The organism is Providencia sp. PROV201 (assembly GCF_028479545.1).
GTDB lineage: Bacteria > Pseudomonadota > Gammaproteobacteria > Enterobacterales > Enterobacteriaceae > Providencia > Providencia huaxiensis.
Window position 1 is genome coordinate 1 of record NZ_JAMPNW010000002.1, and the last position, 18199, is coordinate 18199.

Genomic DNA, 18199 nt, shown 5'->3' on the forward strand with positions numbered 1-18199 from the left:
ATTAGTAATGGTACTTTGAATTATAGCCTTACAGTAATACGAGAGTTGCTCCCTGAGTCATTTACTGCGTTCAGTATCCATGACCTGCGCAGGACAATGCGAACTCACTTATCAGCATTAGGTGTTGAGCCACAGATAGCTGAAAGGTGCTTAAATCACAGGGTAAAAGGTATTGAAGGGGTGTATAACCGCCATGATTACTTTGATGAACGAAAAGCCGCATTATCACAATGGGCTGATTTGCTTACAGCATTAGAAAGCGGTTCTGACTATAATGTTGTACCAATGAGTAAGAAAGCATAACAAGTTTAAACCGTATCTAGCTCGACGGGGCGAAAAGTGGGAAACCTTACCTATCTGATACGGTATTCTTTAAGGCGCGTTAAAGGTGACGTGATGAGCCATATAATTGAGATAGAAGATTATCCAAATGTAGATCACTGGCGCACAGTGCAAGAGTTTACAATCGAACAAGCCTCGCTATTACTAGCGGGTATTGACCCTATGGATTTAACAATAAATGAAGCAAGAAACAAAGGTCATGCTAGATGGAAGAATGCGCTTGGTTATGCTAGAGGAATGGAAACATCAATAAGGCGAGGTATTTTAACCGCTGTTGTTTGTTATGGTGAAAAGACCATTGATGCGCCGTGGGATGTTGAGATAGTCATTATTAGACCAACAGATAGAACTTATCCAATATCAATACATCATACAATAATCACTAGGGAATCTCTTTATGATTGGGCTAAAAAAGAAAGGGTACGCTTTTTTGCTCCTATAAGAGAAAAGGAACCATCAGTTATCACAGTAATTAACAGTGATGAGTTAATCGTGGAAGAATCACATATAAAATTACTACCCACCTTTAATCATAAATCTGATGGTTTAGAGCTTGTCGAGGAAGCTATTACCGAACTATGGTCTAATTATGATGAGAAAAACCCCGATACAGCACCGACAAAGAAACAAGTCATAGATTATTTGAGGAAAAGAGGGGCAAGTATTAACATGGCTGAGGCTATAGATTTAATTTTACGCCCCTTCGATTTAAGAAAGAAAGGCAGACCTAGAAAAAACTCACCAACCAATAACCACATTGATAATTAAAGATTTTTATTATTGGTGGGTGCTATTACTCAGAATTAAAATTAAAGTACCCACTATTACAACCTATTAAAAATATTAAAAAATTTTAAATATTCCCATCTATTATTAACTTTTCATTACGTTTTAATGTGTCTACACCAATTAGCAGAAGGTAGACACATGAAGAAGCAATCACCGAAGCGCAAACCTCGCGCTAAAATCAGTACACCATACCCTATGGACGGTTACGCCCGTCTACGTCATACAGCCGACTTTCTAGGTATTTCTGATGCTACTCGTTATCGCTGGGAGCGTGACGGTAAATTACCTAAGTCATTTGAGATTGAAAAAGGTTTTTTTGTCTATGATGCGAAAGAAATTCGCGCATGGGCTGAAGCTAAGAAATCACAAAGCGGGGTAGCATAATGGAAAAGAAAAACCGCCCTTGCGGAGGCGGCTTTGATATCAGTAATGATATTGGAAATTGCCCCGCCATTATAACCAAACGCACGCCAAAAGCACAGGAAGCATTTATTTATATTTCTGCTACTGGTGAATATGGTTCAACTGAAAACGATATTTTAAAACATTGTCGCTTATCGTCAGGCCGCAACTACTATTCAAAGCTAGAACGTACGTTAAATATTACCTTTGAACGTATCAGTGACCCAAACCCAGACGGTATTGGCTCACACTATCGTTATCGTATTCGCAACCAAACTGACGCACTAAAAATCATCAATCATATTAACTATCGTGCTTGGCACGGTAATTACAAAGGTTTGTCGCAAGAGCAAATCAATTCAATTTTGAGCTTATACCCGACCGAATAACGGAGTAATAAATAATGAAACTAAAAAATAACAGCTTAAGTGCTGGTGGATTCGCTCACCCTAAATTCAGCGACGAGCCTATTTTAATTCAACACAGAACTGAGCCGAGAATAGATAGCCGTCTGTTTGCTAAACGCATCGGAATTAAACATAAGAACCTTTTTGAATTAATTAAAAAGCATATAAAACAGTTACGAGAGTTCGGCTCACTGCCTTCGTTTGAAACGGAGTCAGTGAAAGAAGTTGGGGCGCGAGGGGTTAAATATCATCGGTATTATCTACTGAATGAGAACCAATTTGATTTTATGTGCCGTATTGTTCGAGGTCGTAACCATGAGCAGATGACACAATTCAAGCTGGACGTTACCAAAGCATTCAGCAAGAAACGCGCCGCTGAACCTATCCGCCGCGAATATTTGCCGCATTACCATGAGTCACGCGACGCGCTCAGAGACTTAGGCGCAGAGAAATATCATTACATCAACCTAGCCCGTACAGAGAACCGATTAACAGGCTTACTCACTGGCGAACGTGCCAGCGCAGACGAGCAACAATTAGGTTTATTAGTCTGTATGCAAAAAATCGAACAGGCAGCATTTCAGGACGCGATTGATTCGGGGTTATCAGCTACTCAGGCATTGCGTGAAGTCAGTAAACGCATTGAGCAGTTCGCTAGTTTAATGAGTCCTACAGTGCGGATTGGTGGCTAATATGATGAATGTCGTAGCTAATGCCTACCAAGAGAGTGATTCCCTACTGGCAGGTAATAACGTAAGTTCAACTTACACTAATCAGCCGATTACCGTAGCTTTAAACTACGGTATTACTGGCAACCAATCAGACAAACTTTCGTCTGGTTACTCGGTCAATATTTTGGCTCAGTGCTCAGCTAATATTTTAGCTCAGCAATTGGCTAAAACTTTAGCCGATGTATCAGCGAAAATTTACGCCAATCAATCACCCAAATTTACGGGATATCAATCTGGGAAATATTTCTCAGGTTATAAATCCGCTGGTATTTTGCGCTACTCAAATTTGAGTCACTCAAAAGATGGGAAATTTACACCATTTGCTAAAGGTGATTTTTCTCACCTTTCTAAAGAGGAGAATTATCCTCATTGGCAAGGTTTAATCGGGGTCACTACACAAGGCAGAATTGAGTTTTTTGAGTCCATAAAAAACGAAAGAATTGAGTTTTGTCAGTCCATAAAAAAGGGCAGCCAATTGGCTACCCTTGGGAACGTCGATATTAAATATCGAGCAAGTGAGAACTATGAGAATAGTATTCATCTTGTTATCGGTAAAGGTAATAACCTTGAGTTAATACAAAAATGTGCAATACATCACTTGCGCTTATGGGTGATTGTTGGCTATAGTAAAAAAGCACTAGCAAAATCTAGTGTCAGGATTTGCACCCTGAATCAGTTACTGGCGACACATGACGCGCCTTGCGTCTTTTTTTGTGTCAATGCCTACGCACACCTATTAAATGCGGTATTATATCGCGCTTATTCAATGGTGGCGTTGGTGAGGCAGCTTTCGGGCTGGCTGGATTCCAGTAACTCCAGTAGTGCAAACCTTGCCAACGTCATCACCCCTATAGAGATTTGCACCTCTGGTGATGACTCCTTAGTTAAGTTACTGGAGATCATCGTTATGATGGCAACCCCTACCCAAACTCAATTCAAATTTCTGTTTTTGAGCATTAAACGCTCAGATACTACCGCTAAACCTTGTCGCATTGCTGTTACAGCATCGAACGAACACGATGCAAGACTGATGCTTGTACGTGATTACATGCTGATATTCGCTGGTCGCTTACCTGCTATTGGAGGTAAACATCATGCGTAACCCTCAACCTAATGATTTCTACACTCACAAAAATAATGGCGAAACCGTCAGAGTTCTATCGGTTCAATTCAACCGTGTAACCTTTCAGCGAGACGGCTTTGATAGCCCTGTCATTGTTCCATTAAGCCAGTTCAGCAACGAATACACCTATGCAGGGAGGGCTTAATCATGGCAGATATCAATATTCATCAAGCCGCTGAAAAGGCGCATCAGGTTGAGTTAATTAACCTACTCATTGAATCACACCCTCACCAGTTACAAGACAGTGAAATATCCACTTTGGCTTCTCTTATGGCGAAGTTATCAGGTGATGTTTGTGTATTTCTTCAAGAGGAAATTGTGGCACAGGAGGCGAAAGCATGAGTATTTCACGCCTATCTGACGCATTGAACAAAATCCAACGCCTAGCAGAAGCCGCTTTGTCTTTATCGAACCAACGTGATGAAGCAGAACTTAAAATTCAGCTAATTGAAATTATCAGCAAGACAGCAGAAGAAGCCGTATCTGAGGGGGAAGCATGAGCAAGCCAATTCCATTAGACAAAACCAAACATAATGAGCCACCAAGCGATCATCTACTCGCTGTTGTCTTGGAGGTAACTGTTGGTCACTTATCTACCTTTGAAGAAATTGGGCATATCAACGAAGAACTCCAATCGTTACTAATCCCACTGCTAACGGCTGTAGAGAATGAAGCTGATACCGATACGCATTTTATGCTAAGGGCAGTTAACCGTCTTATATGCGCTCAGCAGAAAGAAATCAATCGATTGGCGGAGGTGATGAAATGAGACAAGTCACTATCAATGCCACCAGCCTAAGCCCATTCATGTACCAAGGTAAGCGAGTTGTCACCTTTGCCATGATTGACGAGGTACACCAACGCCCGAAAGGTACAGCAAAGCGCACATTCAACACGCATAAAAAGCACTTCATTGATGGGCTAGATTACTTTTTGCTCACTAAGTACGTAATACGTACCGAGTTACCCGAACTAGAGATAGGCGGCAAGGCGAAAGAGTTAATGCTTATCACTGAGTCAGGTTACTTGATGGTTGCCAAGCCATTTACTGATGATTTGTCGTGGCAGGTTCAACGCTCAATGGTTAACAGTTATTTCCGTTTATCTGAGTTTCCAGAAATTAAACACATTCAAATCCCCACGCTGGCGGAACTTGAAGCCATGCCAATTGGTGAGGCTCAGAACTTGATTAGCCGTTTAGAAGCTGACTCTTATCAAGGTCACGGTAGGCGCGGCAGTTATGCCATGAACCTACGTCGCAAGGAGAAGAAAGCACTTAAACCAATGGTAATGGCCATTGAACAAGCCTCACAGCTACACATTCAGGATATGGGGGATTATCGCTCATGAGAACGTTTCAAATCGCAGGGTATGGCACAACACCGAAAGGCTTAACGCTAGGTATTAGCAAACGTGTGATATCAGCCACCCAGAAAGACGCTCAATCGCAAGTGATGCGAGAAGCGCAACGAGACGGTTTAACCAGTATCCGAATTAACTATGTGCGTGAGGTGAAGTAATGACTCAGGAACAGAAACGCGAAGTGGAAATGTTACTAGAGCCGCACAAAGCAAAAGTATTAATGCTAATTACTTTACTTTCTACGTGGCTGGAAGCTGAAGAGTGTGGCGAAACCAGAAACATGATCTGGGCGGTGTTGATTGTTGTTTATTCGATTAGGGATGAAATGAACGAAACGGCAGGGAGCAAATAATGAGCTTATTTATCAAACGTAACGTTGCCAGTTTTGGTTATGGTGCCACAGGTGTATTGGTTGTTTATCGTGAGAATGGTCAGCTTAACGAGGTAATTAGCTACGACGATGCGCTTAAATCCCTTGATGCTGGTGATTTTGACACGGATTTGCTCATGGGGTTTGAGCTTGTATTGGCAATCTCAAAAGGTGAACGAGAACGCTTGTTTAACCCAACATTAGAGCAAACGTTGATTTTATGCCGTTGGGTAGTAGCAGCGTCATTTGTTCAAGAGTTAAGAGATAAACATGGCGTTATTGAACTCGACAATGAGCTAGGCGGCAAAGACATTGCCACGCTGTATTACAGCGATAACGGTTCGGGGATATCGGTTTATCCATCGGGCGAACGAGCGTTGTTAACTACGCATATGGAGGACTTTGTTTGTGAGCAATACGGGCAGGAAATGGGGCGGCAGTTAGTTATCAGGGCTTACATGGACTTTATCAATATGCAGCCAGAAGTGGGAAATCGTCTCTCTGAAAAAGGGCGAAAGGGGCTAACTATCTTGCATGATGGCCTTATGAAAATCGCTCGTTCTAGTGAAGTTGGCACTATGCCAGTGTTTCACTGATAGGGGGGATCATGATTAACAATTTAAACCATTTACTGGCGAACAAAGGAGCATTTCAATGAGCAACATTATTCCATTCAAAACCAAAGCGAACTCGCTTGATGATGCGCTGAAAGCCTTTGCCTTTGCCGTATTTAAAAGCCGCCCTAATGACTTTGAGGAATGTTACACCTACACGGAAACATGCCAAGGCCGTACTAACAAGCAACAAATTTCACCGATTGAGTACCTTTGTTTCTTAACTGAGGTTTGTTTTATTGAGCCGTTAATAGACCAGTTTGAAGAATACGAAACGGCCGCACTGGAAGCCTTAACCAAAGCGGTAGATTGTGGACGCCTTACTCTGGATGGCGAGGCGTTATATCAATCGATTTTAAGTGTGTCGCATGAAATGGCTGAACCTGCAGGAGGCGAAGAGGATGAAACCAATTGATGTTATCCGTGATGTGAAGCTGAAAGCTAACGGACAATGGCAAAACATATTATCTAACCTTGGGGCAGAAGTGCCCCTAAATACTCACACAGCTTGTCCTCATTGTGGCGGTAAAGACCGTTTTAGATTCGACGACAAAGACGGCAACGGCACGTTTATTTGTAGTCAGTGCGGCTCAGGGGATGGGTTGGACTTAGTTCAGCGTGTTCTGGGTGGTAGCGTGACAGAAGCCGCTTATGAGGTGGCTGGCATGATTGGAATTGATACCCGTTCAGATAATCCACCAGCCTACCGTAGCCATGAGGTAAAGGCGCAACAGGACGCATTGAAAGCGCAGCAAGCCCAGAACCAAGCTAACGAGCAGATAGAGAAGCATAAACGCTTTACAGAGCGATACAGCCGCACTATTGCCAATGCTAAACAGGGCGAGTCCGATTATCTCAAGGCGAAAGGCTTTGATAGTACCACCGTGACCCTATTAACCGATGGATCGTTGATTATTCCATTGATGGACGCTGACGGCACAATTACAGCAGCACAAACCATTAAACCTAATGGCGATAAACGGCTATTACTCGATAGTGCGAAGAATGGCAGCTATTACCCCATTAATGAGCCTGTAAACGTTTCTACGGTGATTATCGCCGAGGGATTAGCAACCGCCATGACGTGCCAGTTAATCCAGCCAGAAGCGCACACAGTAGCGGCAATTGATGCGGGTAACTTAATTCATGTGGCTAAAGTGATGAGGACTCAGTACCCAGAGAGCAAGATTATCATTGCGGGTGATAACGACATTAAGCCCGACCAATCAAACATAGGAAAGCTGGCGGCAGAAAAGGCAGCTAAGGCAGTCAATGGTATTACGGTTTTACCGCCTACCGAGGATAAAGCTGATTGGGATGATTACCGCCTATCACACGGCATTGAGGCAGCAATACAGGCATTTAATGAGGGGATTAACGCCATGCAGGAAGCAAACACAGTCATCATTAATACCACTAAGGCTAAAAAGAAAAAGCGCGGTATTGATACTGATACCGATATTGCCAAATTAGCCCCGAATCAATTGGCTATGTTGCTGATTGAGCGATACGGACAATTAGCCGTTAACACAGAGTCATTGACGGTATACACCTATAGCGGGGTGATGTGGGAGCCAATTAAAGATAGTGAGCTTTCCCGCGAAATGGCTGACTTTTTTATTGAGAATGAAACCCACTTTAGTATGAGGCGGATCACTGGTGTCATTGATGTATTGAAAGTCATTGCTGAACCCATGGGCGAGTCTGACATTGATTTAATCGGTTTCACTAATGGCGTATTGAACACGAAAACCCATGAATTTAGACCTCACAACGCTAACGATTGGTTATTACATCAAAATGGGATCACCTATACCGAACCCGCAGCAAGTGAAAATCTGAAAGATAACGCGCCAAACTTTACCGCATGGTTATCTCATGTATCGGGGGGAGATGAGGGAAAAGCAAGACGTATCAAGGCTGGATTGTATATGGTGTTTGCTAATCGTCATGACTGGCAATTGTTTATCGAGGCAACAGGCGTAGGCGGTAGTGGTAAAAGCGTATTCGCACATATCGCTGAGTTGTTAGCGGGGAAACACAACACATCAAGCGGTGATTTAAAGGCCTTGGACGATGCGAGAGGCAGAGCGCAATTTGTGGGTAAAAAACTGATTTTACTCCCTGACCAACCTAAATATGTTGGTGATGGTGCAGGGTTAAAGGCGATTACGGGCGGTGATCCAGTTGGCATTGACCCCAAATACGAAAAGCAATTTTCTATGGTGATGAAATCCGTTGTATTCATGACGGGCAATAGACCCATGCAATTTACTGAGCGTAGTAATGGCGTTGGTCGTAGGCGCGTTATTTTTCATTTCAATGAAACGGTGAGCGAGGATAAAAAAGATAAGAACCTGCCAGAAAAGATACAGGCAGAAATTCCTGTCATTATCCGTGACTTGCTGCGCGAGTTTCCAAACCCTGATACAGCCAATAAATTACTGATTGAACAAAGAGGCTCTGGTGAGGCGGTTGATGTGAAACGTGAAACTGACTCATTAATTGATTTTTGCGCCTATCTTGTCGCACTCGAAAGGGTTGAAGGCATGTTTATGGGTAACGCGAATATCTCACCACCCGCACCGAGAAAGTACCTTTATCATGCTTATATGGCCTATATGCAAGGGAACGGCAACAGGAACCCATTAACACTCACAACCTTTGGGCGTTCTATCGACGGTGCGCTCAAAGAGTTAGGAAAAAAATACATTAAAGATCGCTTTACTCAGGGAGTCAGAACAAACCTCGAATTAAACGAACTGGAAGCCGAGGACTGGCTACCACGAGTACCGACAAAATAACGTAAAAGTAAAGTTTTAAGTAAAACTGTTCATAGTGTTCATAAATGAAAAATAGGTATAGATATCAATAGGTAATTTATGAACACTTGATATTAAAGTATTCATTAAGTGTTCATGAGTGTTCATTGTTGATATGTAGACTCTACATAAGTCTTCATAGGTGTTCATTGAAGTGTTCATATTTAATTGATTGTTATATATGGAAAATAACTTTTTATGAACACATGAACAGTTAGCGCATAAAACTTTTCACACCTTGCAACGAAAAATAATTAAGAGCATAAAAAATGACAAATCAATCGGAAATAGCGAAACAAAATTACATTACTTCACTGGCTGGCTTGAAAGCCGAAGGCCTCAGCAGCGAGGAGGCAATAGCTTTTTTGCTTATTCGAGAGCTGCGAAGTGTAGCCACTGAACTAGAACGCTTAGAATCGACAATATCAGAGAGGCTGTAATCATGGATCAGAGAACAACATTAACGCTAAAGCGTAAAACGCCACAGGAAGCCCCTCAGCAACCGAAAAAGAAAAATAAGGCAGATATTCACGCGAAGAAGAAACAACACCGAATCGACCGTATAGCGCAGCATTGGACGCTATTCAGTGAGCCAGAAGTCAAGCCGCTAATGATTGGCATCAAGGAAGCTATGATTGCTGAGGTTAAAGATAAAGGGCTGGATATCCCAGAGAGCCACATTAAACAGGGATTACACTCATACATCAGCCGCAAGGCATATTTGAAAGCTCTTACTCTGGGTGGCAATCGTTTTGATATGTACGGGCAACCTAACGGAGAGGTTACGCCAGAACAACAAAGCATAGCGGAGCAAAAACTGATAGAGTGGCTAAAGAAATGATACAGGAGCCTTATGAAAATTATTTACAGAAGCAAAGGTGATCAAGATGTAATTGAATTGGCTTATACAGTCTTTGAGCTTGATAAAATTAAATATGCCATGCAAGCCGTCAGGCGTATCGCTGACGTTAATGTCAAAACTTCAGGATTTATTTTTAGACGCATGGTTATTACAGGTACGCCAGATCAAATCAAAATTGCTAGAAAGGCTCTGATTAGGCGTTACAGATAGTTATTAGTTGAACACCGCCAAAGCATAAGCCGAGGCGGTTATGTATAATTGGCCTTATCAACTAAAGGGATCATCAAATGAAAAAAATCATGATAACGGCTCTATTGGCTTTGTTTCTATCGGGATGTGATAACAGTCCGCCAGCACCTTATGGATTTAAGTGGGGGCAATCGGTGGAGGATATCCAAAAGTTAAACTTAGATGGGATAATATGCTATGAGGGGGCTGTTTGTAATGTTGAAGAAATGCCAGACCACGCCCGCGGACAGGCCGTGCTAATGTTTAACAAAGAATCAAAGTTAGTTGAAATACTTTATACAAATACGCTTGAAATCATGAATACCAGCGAAGAGCAGGCGCTTAATGAATATGAACGGGCAATCACCAATTTGACTGCGGTTTATGGTAGCCCAATACAAAATATAAAAAGATTGGATGATGCCTCTAATTTGTTTGGGTGCTTACAAAAAGCTGGCTGTGCTGAATTTGCCACCAAGTTTAATAAAGATGGATATGCCGTAAACTTGTATATGGTAGATGGTAAAAATGACGCCGTATTTATACTAACAGAGTATACAATCCCCAAAAAATGACTATTTAAAACTTAGAAATGAAAGCCGACCTTGAGTCGGTTTTTTGTTGTCTTAAATTTCAATTAAATCAAATTAAGTAGAAAATATTTCTATATTTATATCTTTTTATAGCAATATATTATTGTTTATTTTTCACTCTGAATTATAATTGTGGTGTATATAACAACAGGGTGGATAAATAATCATGGATAAGCAAAAAAGAACCTTCAAGGCAGTGTCAATTGAAAGCGACATAGTAGACCGTGTTAAAAAATTTAAAGAAAAACAGGGTGAAAAAGATGTTTTCATTCAACGAGCGCCTATTGGTCAATTAATTCAAGGTCTATTAAGTGATGCCTTACAGCGTGAGGGGTTCTAATGGAAAAGTTACAGCAGTTAGCAAGTACCATAGCTCAGATTTATGTTGATGGGCTAAAAGCGGAAACGGGAACAACATTAGTGACTTATAACGGCATTATAGGCGAGGTGATCCCTGAATTGCTGGCGGCAGGGCTATTTGATAATGCGGTGTATATCGTTAAAACGGATGGAGAGCAAATTGACGTTGAAGGTAAGGCGTTTAATTTACTGTCACCACTAATTAACCTTTCAACAAAGCCTTACTCACTAACAGAGCGTGCTTATGACGTGATTAATTTTTTAAATGCGAAAGCATTAAAAGCGCGAAATATTTTATCCAATAAAACGAATTGTAATTAATAGGTGATGATATGGCTGACAGTCAAAGTGTAGGTGGTATTCATTATGATGTAGACATGAATATTGAGGGGTTAGTCGGAGGTGGAAAGGCTGTAGAAAAAGAACTAACCAAGCTTGAGAAAGGGTTTGATGGGGCCAGTAAGGGGATTGCCCGATTAGATAAAGCAGCAATGGCAGTATCTAACTCATTAAAAATGCCCGAGCTAAATAGGCTATCCAGAGATATGGCTCAATTATCAGGGAAGATGGGGGCTAACTCCATCGCAACAGATAAGGCCATGCAGTCACATAATAGATTTACAGGTGTACTTAGCACCGTATCAAGCCAATTAAGCGCTGGATATATTGGTAATGTAGGTAGCGCTACGGCATCACTAATCAATCATACTAAAGCAGCCTTAGAAGCGACACAGGCGGAATTAGCGAACGCTGAAGCCAACAAGAAACAAGCTGAGACCTATCAAGCATCAGCGGCGCAAATGGTGTTAAATGCCAAAGAAGAAAAAGCAGCCGCACAATCAGCAATTGAACTCGCTAAAGATAAAGTGGCGGCAGCAGATAGCTTGACGATATCGTTAGAAAAACAGCGAGTAGAGCTAGAGCAGCAGGTAAAAGTCCAAAGGCAGATATTAAGGGACGCTAAAGAAACATATAAAATAGCGCCAAAAGATGAAAATTTTCAAGATGTTGTTGTCGCTAGAAATAAAATGATGGCTACCGAAAAGAAAATACAAGCCATCGGTAATCAGATAGACAAAGAGCAAGTTTCCGCATCACAGGCCCTGAAAAAAGCTAAAGAAGCAGAAATAGCGGCAAGCGCAAAAGTAACAGCCGCTACAGCGCTTGAACAGAAAGCTAAGGCGACACTGGCAACCGCCAATGAAGCAGTTGCTACAGCTAGCGCAAAAGCGACAGCGGCAACCAAAGCACAAGCTATAGCGATGAATGGCTTGCGTGGTGTAATGGCTTTGCTTGGCGGGCCTACTGGTTTATTTCTTTTGGCAGCCGCAGGAGTTTATGCTCTCTATGAGGCAATGACTGATGACACAGCAATAAAAGAGTACAACGCTAAAATCGATGAGATGATCACTAAGATTGACTCTCTGACATCTAAGCAGGCGGAGGTGGTATCGAGGGAGCTAGGCGTTAGGATAGCTAAAACAAAAGAGGAATTAGTAAAAAGCGTTAATGAAGTCAAAAAGCTAGAAGGTGCCCTAGAAAGGATGAATGCCATCCCCAATAAGAACTCGGATGTATTACAATCTATCAAGTTGGCTACTAAACAGTTAGGGGAATACAATCTTGTTATTGTTGAGGGAACAAGAAGAATAAGAGAGCAAGAAGCCCAACGAAAACAACTAAATAAAGTTGAAGCAGATAGGAAAGGACTTAAAGATGAACGCGTAGATGCGATGAACATCTTTAACGATGCTGCTAAAGGTGCTATTGAATCCAACAAAATGCTAGCTAAAACTATAGAGCTAGGCTCTCCTGCGCTGGCCAAGATGGAAATGGAAGTTTCCGCACTTGAACTAAGTTTATCTGCGGCTGGAATTAGCTCAGAAGAAGCTGAAACTCAAATTTCCAATTTAAAGCAAACATTAGAAGCTGGAAGGGCTGACAGCTTTGAATTAATGCTTCAAGGCATTGAGGAAAACGTCCAAGCCTTAAAGATAGAGATGGAAGAAGGCAAAGACGCTGCTATAGAGTATTTGGCTACTGTCCAAATGGCTAAGGCTGGCGTTAGCGATGATGGTATGCTTGATCGCTTAATTAGTGGATTAAGAAAGCAGCATGAACTTCAAACGCAAATATCTAACGGAAAGAAAAAAGGCAGTGGCGGCAAAAAAGATAAGGCAGGAGACGAGCTTAAACGCCAACAAAATGAAGTCGCCGCACTTAATAAAAGGTTTGAATTACTTAGCACTGGTGTAGCTGATGCTAATAGAGATATGGCTATGTTTGAAGCCGTCCAGAAGCTAGGCGCTAAGGCTACAGATAAGCAAAAAGAAGCCACTGAAAAAGAAGCAGCAGAAATATATGACCTTACTCAAAAGGTCAATGACTTCATCCAAGCGCAAGAAGCCACACCAGAATTAAAGCTGGCTCGTGAGTTCGGAGAGGAAGCTAAAACTATTCGCCGCATGTTTGATGAGGGATTCATCGATAAAGAAACGTTTACGCGATTAGGCCGTGAAGCAACTCAGGCATTTGAGCAGGGCATGTCTGATATTCGCATAGAAACAACCTCAAACAATATCATCACAGATATTGGTGAAAACCGCGCTAAATTCGACCCTATCCAAGCATTGGATAATGAAAACACCCGTAAGCTTGCAATGATGAAAGAGTATTACGATCAGGAACAGAAGCTACTGGATGATTCATACGCTAAGCAGCAAATGACCCACGAGCAGTACACAGCGGCTAAATCTGCAACCGATATGCAATATCACCTGTTAATCACAGCAATGGATAAACAATATCAACAGCAGCAATTAGCGGCACAATGGGAGCTAATGAGACAGCAGAACCTAGGCTATGAAATGTTAGCTTCAGCGGTTGATTCTCTGGCTGGAAATGCTTCAAACGTTATCACTGGGTTAATGACGGGTACTATGTCAGCGGCTGATGCTATGCGCTCGCTGGGTAATACGATTCTAAACAGTGTCGTTAACTCAATCGTGCAGGTTGGCGTTGAGATGCTGAAAAACTTCATCATAGAGCAGACTATTGGTAAGGCCTCTCAAGTTGCCAATGCCTTAGCAGCCAAAGCTGGTGGAGCAGCAGCATTAGCAGCATGGACGCCAGCAGCAATAGCCGCTTCAATTGCCACGGGTGGGGCCGCTTCAGCGACAGGGTTAGGCGCTTTCCAAGCATCAATGCTATCTGGTCAAGCTCTTTCTATCGGGTTAGCCGGTGCGAGATATAACGGTGGGCCCGTAAAAGGTGGTTCAGCCTATGAACTTGGTGAGAAGAACCTGCCAGAATTGATGCAAATAGGAAACAAGCTCATCGGCATACCCGGTAATAACGGGAGGGTGTTCAGTTATGACGAAATAACAGGCGCACCAGTGATACCCAAAGCGCCTACAGGTAAGCAGTATCTGAACCACAAGAATAATGAGCGAGCAATACAGAATAAAGATTTATTGGGTACTGGCAACGGTGGTGCTTCTCTTCAAGTGATAATTGAAAACCATGTGGCAAATGCCGCTATCGAACCAAGAATGGAAAAAGGGCTTACTGGTGAGGATGTGGCGAGGATCATTATCACTGATATGAATGAGAAAGGGCCTATACACCGCTCTGTAATCAACAACACAACAGCAGGGCCAAAGTTATAAAGTTAGCATGGGTGAGAAATCGCCCTTAACTTTGATGATTTAGATACCAGTACGCGCGAGGGGGAAATATGCAGAAAACAATCAAAAAGAAAACCAACCGTTATTTTAATGATGTGCCAACAACGCGCCTAATCGTGACGTGTGAGCAGTCAGTTATTGATATGGTAGATATTCACATTAGAGCCGATAGAGTGACTAGGGGCAATCGTGCGGAGTTTGTGAGGCAAGCAATCATTGAGAAGCTACAGCGCGAACTTTGATGATTTATGCAACATTACGTGCGCACGCGCGAGGCTGCAAATCTTTGACGATTTAGTGACACGTTAAGAATGATGATTTTCGGGCACGTTAGCAAAGATAGTTAGATAGTTTTTACACATCGTAGGACGGGAGTTTTTACACACGCTAGACGGAATTATCGGACACGTTAGCGGTTAGTTTTCGGGCATCGTAGCAAGAGTTTTCGAAGTCCATAAAAAGGGTTGAATTAGCGACAAATATAGACATTAAATCTTAACAATTCTTAACGTTTTTCTAATGCCAAAATCTTAAGAAATCCTAAGATTATTACTGGCTGAATGTTAACAATTGTAAACGTTCAGATGCTAACATTTGCTAACGTATTTCAGTGAATACCACCTCACGAAACCTCACGCATTAATCCTAACAAATCCTAACGTTTTAGACTGATTGATATGGCAGCTAACATACCGATAAATAGATAATATTTAGTGAAATATCACACTGCGAATTGATATCAAAATTGCGCACTAAAACTGCGCACAAAATTGCGAATTCGCAGTTGGCCATGAAGTGGAAATGTAGCGTTAAAGCCGCTTTCTGTCTGGTTTTGTTCAATGATGACCTGTTATCAATTGTTATGGTTCATTGTTGAGAAATGTTAAGGTTGTTCGCAATTTGCTACTACAGAAAACTACAGGTTGAACTTAGTAAAACTTAGTAATCATTTGCAGTTTGATATGTATCGGAATGTATCGGTAAATTGCGCACTAGATGATAAGTTTTGATAAGGTCTCGTGCGCAAGTAAATTACTATCTTTGATGTTAATAAACGCAATTACGGATGTTGATTTTATTTAAAAAAGATGGCGTAAATTCCATAAGCAGCTAAAGCAAGAAATAAGTAAAATACAAATTTAACTTTCTTTTGTGTGACCCTTTTATTGATAACGCAAGTTTCATCAAAAAAATAGTTAATAAATTCAGGCTCACTTATTCCAATATCACCGTCATTTAGCTCAATTGATTCCATATACTTTAAACTGGCTATTTTATCAGTTGAAGAGTTAGTATCATCTAATCTAACTTGGTCATTGATAAAAGCATTCCAAGCCATTATCCGAGACATTCTCTCCCCCGAAGTATGGCAAGACTCAATCTCTTGTAGGCGTAAACGATAGGCTTTATTTATTTTTTCAATCCCATAGATTTCAGTATTGTTCATTTTGAATCCCTTAAGTTGCTACAAGTAGACAAGTGACAGATGTTTGATATAAATATTTACTTATAACAATCAGAAACTCAACTTGTTCGAAATATCTTTGTGACGCTTCCACGCTGAATAAATATCCTTATCCCACGCTTTACCGCCTTTAGTTTGATAGCCAGCCTCGTTAATTCGTTCAGCGATAATGCGCCCGTTATCTATGCCCTCTGATAGCACCAAATTAACCACAGAAACGACAGCAGACTCATTATAGGTATACGGTGGGATATCTGCCTTACCAGCAATTAAAGATGCCACAGACGATTCTAGGCGTTCCACTAGCGATAACATACGAGCATCAGGATTACTGTCTGGTCGATTTAGTTTCTCTTTGATAGCTGAGACTATCCACGCTGTTTTATCAGTACCAGAGTTCGATACAGCATCATTAAACAGGGCTTGCAGTTCAGCAGGTAAACGAAAGGCAATAAGGTTAGATTTACTCATGATAATAGTCCGTTATTAACTCAATGAGTACTTATTATATCAGCGTATAACGTTGTTATACAGGTTAGAAAATGTAAAATTGCTGGTGGATTTAACGAGTAATTGTATAACTTAATATAACAAAATTAAGGTAACTCACTGTAAAACAAGTAAAGCGTATTATTGCGCCTTGTAACTGACTGAATACATGGCAAAGCTCAAATTTGAGCACAGTCTAATTTTACTAATAGAATCAATCAGCTCATTTTTGAGCCTGTATTTATCAATAAAAACAGTGCCCTCAAAATTGAGGAGGGTTAAAGATTGTGATTATGGCCATAGTCGGAAAGGGTGACAGTTGAAATGCTATCCTTGGTACTAAGGACGGCTTGAAATGAAGCTCTCATATAAAAACCACAAATTAGTGCCTTTAGCCAAAGTAGCTAAATATTAGCCAGTACAGCTAACTACTCGAAAATCACGGTGTAGCTATTTTGATATCAAAAAGAATCGCAGCAATAACGTACCAAAATGGTACTAATATAAACCACGGTGGTACTATGGTGTTGTTATAGTGATTCTAAGGTATCCGTTTTGGTATCCACAGAAAAGGCTATATTTTACTGGATACTCCATCCGCTGAATGTTGACAATTGTTGACATCAGAACCAGACAAAACCAGACATGGGAACCTGACAAAACCTGACATGAGAACAAAGTAAATGTTGTTAATTGTTGTGGTCGAAAACTTGTCAAAACTTGTCATCACGCCAAAGAAATTTATAAGCCCCGTCCAAAATCAAATAGGTACGCAGTAGGTACGCACTTAATTCTAACGATTCGTTATAATTAAATAAAATCATGATGTTGCATAAAAGTACGCAGAATGGTACGCAGCAAAACAAGGATAATAAGTTTGGACTAGTTTTGACGGATATAACTTGGTTGCTATCTTGACGGTTGCCACTCTGGTTGCCAGCAAAACAGCATGTTTTATGCTAGTGGATTGATGGGCTTTGATTGTTCCAATTCAGCACAATCAAGGTATAACGATAATCACAACACCTTTGAGGTATAGCCATGTTACAACGTGAAGCAATAGAAGCCGTTATGATGGAGTTAGCCCACCAGCAAGGGCAATCACTTAACGGACGCGATAGGTTAGCAATTAGAACAGGTGTAGCGCAGACAATGCAGGCTAAAGAGCGTCACAGGCGGAGAATGACAGCACCTACCTACCAATGGACGAAGCCAGCACCTAAACGATAATAGGTTGCCTTGATATCAAGGGTACTTAAGGCGGTTAAATAGGACTCCTTGAGATTAAGGAGTCATGAGGCTCTGAAATTGGAGGCTCGTCACTGGCTGGCAATATTCTAATCATGGCCATGAGATAAAAGTAACCACTTTGGTAACCACCAAAAGTAACCACAATGCAAATAAGCATTGCGATACCCACAGGACAATTTTGTCCTCTGAATATTAATTTCATACTGATAATAAAAACATCTCATAACGATAAATGTAATCATCTTAAAAGGATGGTCGTAATTAATTGGTAGATGTGAACTATATTTCATATAAAATATTCTA

Annotated in this window: 25 protein-coding genes and 1 pseudogene; 24 read left to right on the forward strand and 2 right to left on the reverse strand. The window is 41.3% G+C overall.

Annotated elements, in window-relative coordinates:
• From PR809_RS01910 to PR809_RS02020, 23 genes and pseudogenes are all read left to right on the forward strand, one after another.
• Positions 1 to 303, forward strand: a pseudogene (locus PR809_RS01910) (tyrosine-type recombinase/integrase); the annotation flags it as partial.
• A gap of 93 nt (positions 304 to 396) precedes the next feature.
• On the forward strand, positions 397 to 1110 hold the full coding sequence (locus PR809_RS01915; RefSeq protein ID WP_207951468.1) for a hypothetical protein: 714 nt from the start codon (positions 397 to 399) through the stop codon (positions 1108 to 1110).
• A gap of 159 nt (positions 1111 to 1269) precedes the next feature.
• Positions 1270 to 1515, forward strand: a complete 246-nt coding sequence (locus PR809_RS01920) for a helix-turn-helix transcriptional regulator (RefSeq protein WP_004264148.1) — start codon at positions 1270 to 1272, stop codon at positions 1513 to 1515.
• Positions 1515 to 1922 (forward strand): hypothetical protein, encoded by a 408-nt coding sequence (locus tag PR809_RS01925; RefSeq protein ID WP_165880173.1) that lies wholly within the window; start codon positions 1515 to 1517, stop codon positions 1920 to 1922. Before PR809_RS01920 ends, PR809_RS01925 begins: the two co-directional genes overlap by 1 nt.
• 14 nt (positions 1923 to 1936) lie before the next feature.
• Entirely contained in the window at positions 1937 to 2632 is a 696-nt protein-coding gene (locus PR809_RS01930) for a Rha family transcriptional regulator (protein ID WP_165880171.1), read from the forward strand.
• Position 2633: 1 nt separating this feature from the next.
• Positions 2634 to 3773 (forward strand): host cell division inhibitor Icd-like protein, encoded by a 1140-nt coding sequence (locus PR809_RS01935; protein ID WP_241098757.1) that lies wholly within the window; start codon positions 2634 to 2636, stop codon positions 3771 to 3773.
• A complete protein-coding gene (locus PR809_RS01940; RefSeq protein ID WP_137019081.1) occupies positions 3766 to 3939 on the forward strand; it encodes a DUF4222 domain-containing protein in 174 nt (57 codons plus the stop codon). The genes PR809_RS01935 and PR809_RS01940 overlap by 8 nt, the downstream gene beginning before the upstream one ends.
• 2 nt (positions 3940 to 3941) lie before the next feature.
• Positions 3942 to 4136, forward strand: coding sequence for a hypothetical protein (locus tag PR809_RS01945; protein WP_165880169.1), 195 nt, complete (start codon positions 3942 to 3944; stop codon positions 4134 to 4136).
• Positions 4133 to 4294 (forward strand): hypothetical protein, encoded by a 162-nt coding sequence (locus PR809_RS01950; RefSeq protein WP_004255433.1) that lies wholly within the window; start codon positions 4133 to 4135, stop codon positions 4292 to 4294. The genes PR809_RS01945 and PR809_RS01950 overlap by 4 nt, the downstream gene beginning before the upstream one ends.
• The gene (locus PR809_RS01955) at positions 4291 to 4563 is read left to right on the forward strand and encodes a hypothetical protein (protein ID WP_231068349.1); all 273 of its coding nucleotides are present in this window, start codon (positions 4291 to 4293) and stop codon (positions 4561 to 4563) included. The genes PR809_RS01950 and PR809_RS01955 overlap by 4 nt, the downstream gene beginning before the upstream one ends.
• Positions 4560 to 5144: an ORF6N domain-containing protein gene (locus PR809_RS01960; protein ID WP_165880167.1), complete on the forward strand. Its 585-nt coding sequence runs from the start codon at positions 4560 to 4562 to the stop codon at positions 5142 to 5144. The genes PR809_RS01955 and PR809_RS01960 overlap by 4 nt, the downstream gene beginning before the upstream one ends.
• Entirely contained in the window at positions 5141 to 5314 is a 174-nt protein-coding gene (locus PR809_RS01965; RefSeq protein ID WP_165880165.1) for a hypothetical protein, read from the forward strand. Before PR809_RS01960 ends, PR809_RS01965 begins: the two co-directional genes overlap by 4 nt.
• Complete coding sequence (locus PR809_RS01970) at positions 5314 to 5508, forward strand: hypothetical protein (protein ID WP_165880163.1); 195 nt, start codon at positions 5314 to 5316, stop codon at positions 5506 to 5508. Before PR809_RS01965 ends, PR809_RS01970 begins: the two co-directional genes overlap by 1 nt.
• The gene (locus PR809_RS01975; RefSeq protein WP_165880161.1) at positions 5508 to 6122 is read left to right on the forward strand and encodes a hypothetical protein; all 615 of its coding nucleotides are present in this window, start codon (positions 5508 to 5510) and stop codon (positions 6120 to 6122) included. Before PR809_RS01970 ends, PR809_RS01975 begins: the two co-directional genes overlap by 1 nt.
• 58 nt (positions 6123 to 6180) lie before the next feature.
• Positions 6181 to 6555 (forward strand): hypothetical protein, encoded by a 375-nt coding sequence (locus tag PR809_RS01980; protein ID WP_165880159.1) that lies wholly within the window; start codon positions 6181 to 6183, stop codon positions 6553 to 6555.
• On the forward strand, positions 6542 to 8944 hold the full coding sequence (locus tag PR809_RS01985) for a primase-helicase zinc-binding domain-containing protein (RefSeq protein ID WP_165880157.1): 2403 nt from the start codon (positions 6542 to 6544) through the stop codon (positions 8942 to 8944). Before PR809_RS01980 ends, PR809_RS01985 begins: the two co-directional genes overlap by 14 nt.
• Positions 8945 to 9404: 460 nt before the next feature.
• Positions 9405 to 9803 carry a ProQ/FINO family protein gene (locus PR809_RS01990; protein ID WP_165880155.1) on the forward strand — a complete coding sequence of 133 codons (399 nt, stop codon included), beginning with the start codon at positions 9405 to 9407 and terminating at the stop codon, positions 9801 to 9803.
• Positions 9804 to 9815: 12 nt separating this feature from the next.
• Positions 9816 to 10034 (forward strand): tryptophan synthase subunit alpha, encoded by a 219-nt coding sequence (locus tag PR809_RS01995; protein WP_165880153.1) that lies wholly within the window; start codon positions 9816 to 9818, stop codon positions 10032 to 10034.
• A 77-nt stretch (positions 10035 to 10111) separates the two neighbouring features.
• Positions 10112 to 10627 (forward strand): hypothetical protein, encoded by a 516-nt coding sequence (locus PR809_RS02000; RefSeq protein WP_105880961.1) that lies wholly within the window; start codon positions 10112 to 10114, stop codon positions 10625 to 10627.
• A 184-nt stretch (positions 10628 to 10811) separates the two neighbouring features.
• The gene (locus PR809_RS02005) at positions 10812 to 10985 is read left to right on the forward strand and encodes a 3-hydroxybutyryl-CoA dehydrogenase (RefSeq protein WP_080641485.1); all 174 of its coding nucleotides are present in this window, start codon (positions 10812 to 10814) and stop codon (positions 10983 to 10985) included.
• On the forward strand, positions 10985 to 11326 hold the full coding sequence (locus PR809_RS02010; RefSeq protein ID WP_225832877.1) for a hypothetical protein: 342 nt from the start codon (positions 10985 to 10987) through the stop codon (positions 11324 to 11326). The genes PR809_RS02005 and PR809_RS02010 overlap by 1 nt, the downstream gene beginning before the upstream one ends.
• Positions 11327 to 11337: 11 nt before the next feature.
• Positions 11338 to 14673, forward strand: a complete 3336-nt coding sequence (locus PR809_RS02015; protein ID WP_105880962.1) for a hypothetical protein — start codon at positions 11338 to 11340, stop codon at positions 14671 to 14673.
• 68 nt (positions 14674 to 14741) lie between these two features.
• Positions 14742 to 14933: a hypothetical protein gene (locus PR809_RS02020; protein WP_004255159.1), complete on the forward strand. Its 192-nt coding sequence runs from the start codon at positions 14742 to 14744 to the stop codon at positions 14931 to 14933.
• An 833-nt stretch (positions 14934 to 15766) separates the two neighbouring features.
• Here PR809_RS02020 and PR809_RS02025 read toward each other — a convergent pair.
• The gene (locus tag PR809_RS02025; RefSeq protein ID WP_126436657.1) at positions 15767 to 16138 is read right to left on the reverse strand and encodes a hypothetical protein; all 372 of its coding nucleotides are present in this window, start codon (positions 16136 to 16138) and stop codon (positions 15767 to 15769) included.
• A gap of 69 nt (positions 16139 to 16207) precedes the next feature.
• Positions 16208 to 16627, reverse strand: coding sequence for a hypothetical protein (locus PR809_RS02030; RefSeq protein WP_165880144.1), 420 nt, complete (start codon positions 16625 to 16627; stop codon positions 16208 to 16210).
• A gap of 1059 nt (positions 16628 to 17686) precedes the next feature.
• Here PR809_RS02030 and PR809_RS02035 point away from each other — a divergent pair.
• Positions 17687 to 17875 carry a hypothetical protein gene (locus tag PR809_RS02035; RefSeq protein WP_129765453.1) on the forward strand — a complete coding sequence of 63 codons (189 nt, stop codon included), beginning with the start codon at positions 17687 to 17689 and terminating at the stop codon, positions 17873 to 17875.
• The last annotated feature ends 324 nt before the right edge of the window (positions 17876 to 18199 follow it).

Bases quoted from the DNA above. Each gene is read 5' to 3' on its own strand.
- PR809_RS02020 (WP_004255159.1), top strand. From the start codon at position 14,742: ATGCAGAAAACAATCAAAAAGAAAACCAACCGTTATTTTAATGATGTG.
- PR809_RS02030 (WP_165880144.1), bottom strand. From the start codon at position 16,627: ATGAGTAAATCTAACCTTATTGCCTTTCGTTTACCTGCTGAACTGCAA.
- PR809_RS01975 (WP_165880161.1), top strand. From the start codon at position 5,508: ATGAGCTTATTTATCAAACGTAACGTTGCCAGTTTTGGTTATGGTGCC.
- PR809_RS01930 (WP_165880171.1), top strand. From the start codon at position 1,937: ATGAAACTAAAAAATAACAGCTTAAGTGCTGGTGGATTCGCTCACCCT.
- PR809_RS01980 (WP_165880159.1), top strand. From the start codon at position 6,181: ATGAGCAACATTATTCCATTCAAAACCAAAGCGAACTCGCTTGATGAT.
- PR809_RS01985 (WP_165880157.1), top strand. From the start codon at position 6,542: ATGAAACCAATTGATGTTATCCGTGATGTGAAGCTGAAAGCTAACGGA.
- PR809_RS01935 (WP_241098757.1), top strand. From the start codon at position 2,634: ATGATGAATGTCGTAGCTAATGCCTACCAAGAGAGTGATTCCCTACTG.
- PR809_RS01955 (WP_231068349.1), top strand. From the start codon at position 4,291: ATGAGCAAGCCAATTCCATTAGACAAAACCAAACATAATGAGCCACCA.
- PR809_RS02015 (WP_105880962.1), top strand. From the start codon at position 11,338: ATGGCTGACAGTCAAAGTGTAGGTGGTATTCATTATGATGTAGACATG.
- PR809_RS01950 (WP_004255433.1), top strand. From the start codon at position 4,133: ATGAGTATTTCACGCCTATCTGACGCATTGAACAAAATCCAACGCCTA.
- PR809_RS02010 (WP_225832877.1), top strand. From the start codon at position 10,985: ATGGAAAAGTTACAGCAGTTAGCAAGTACCATAGCTCAGATTTATGTT.
- PR809_RS01990 (WP_165880155.1), top strand. From the start codon at position 9,405: ATGGATCAGAGAACAACATTAACGCTAAAGCGTAAAACGCCACAGGAA.
- PR809_RS01945 (WP_165880169.1), top strand. From the start codon at position 3,942: ATGGCAGATATCAATATTCATCAAGCCGCTGAAAAGGCGCATCAGGTT.
- PR809_RS01995 (WP_165880153.1), top strand. From the start codon at position 9,816: ATGAAAATTATTTACAGAAGCAAAGGTGATCAAGATGTAATTGAATTG.
- PR809_RS02005 (WP_080641485.1), top strand. From the start codon at position 10,812: ATGGATAAGCAAAAAAGAACCTTCAAGGCAGTGTCAATTGAAAGCGAC.
- PR809_RS01965 (WP_165880165.1), top strand. From the start codon at position 5,141: ATGAGAACGTTTCAAATCGCAGGGTATGGCACAACACCGAAAGGCTTA.
- PR809_RS01915 (WP_207951468.1), top strand. From the start codon at position 397: ATGAGCCATATAATTGAGATAGAAGATTATCCAAATGTAGATCACTGG.
- PR809_RS02035 (WP_129765453.1), top strand. From the start codon at position 17,687: ATGTTACAACGTGAAGCAATAGAAGCCGTTATGATGGAGTTAGCCCAC.
- PR809_RS01940 (WP_137019081.1), top strand. From the start codon at position 3,766: ATGCGTAACCCTCAACCTAATGATTTCTACACTCACAAAAATAATGGC.
- PR809_RS02000 (WP_105880961.1), top strand. From the start codon at position 10,112: ATGAAAAAAATCATGATAACGGCTCTATTGGCTTTGTTTCTATCGGGA.
- PR809_RS01960 (WP_165880167.1), top strand. From the start codon at position 4,560: ATGAGACAAGTCACTATCAATGCCACCAGCCTAAGCCCATTCATGTAC.
- PR809_RS01920 (WP_004264148.1), top strand. From the start codon at position 1,270: ATGAAGAAGCAATCACCGAAGCGCAAACCTCGCGCTAAAATCAGTACA.
- PR809_RS01970 (WP_165880163.1), top strand. From the start codon at position 5,314: ATGACTCAGGAACAGAAACGCGAAGTGGAAATGTTACTAGAGCCGCAC.
- PR809_RS02025 (WP_126436657.1), bottom strand. From the start codon at position 16,138: ATGAACAATACTGAAATCTATGGGATTGAAAAAATAAATAAAGCCTAT.
- PR809_RS01925 (WP_165880173.1), top strand. From the start codon at position 1,515: ATGGAAAAGAAAAACCGCCCTTGCGGAGGCGGCTTTGATATCAGTAAT.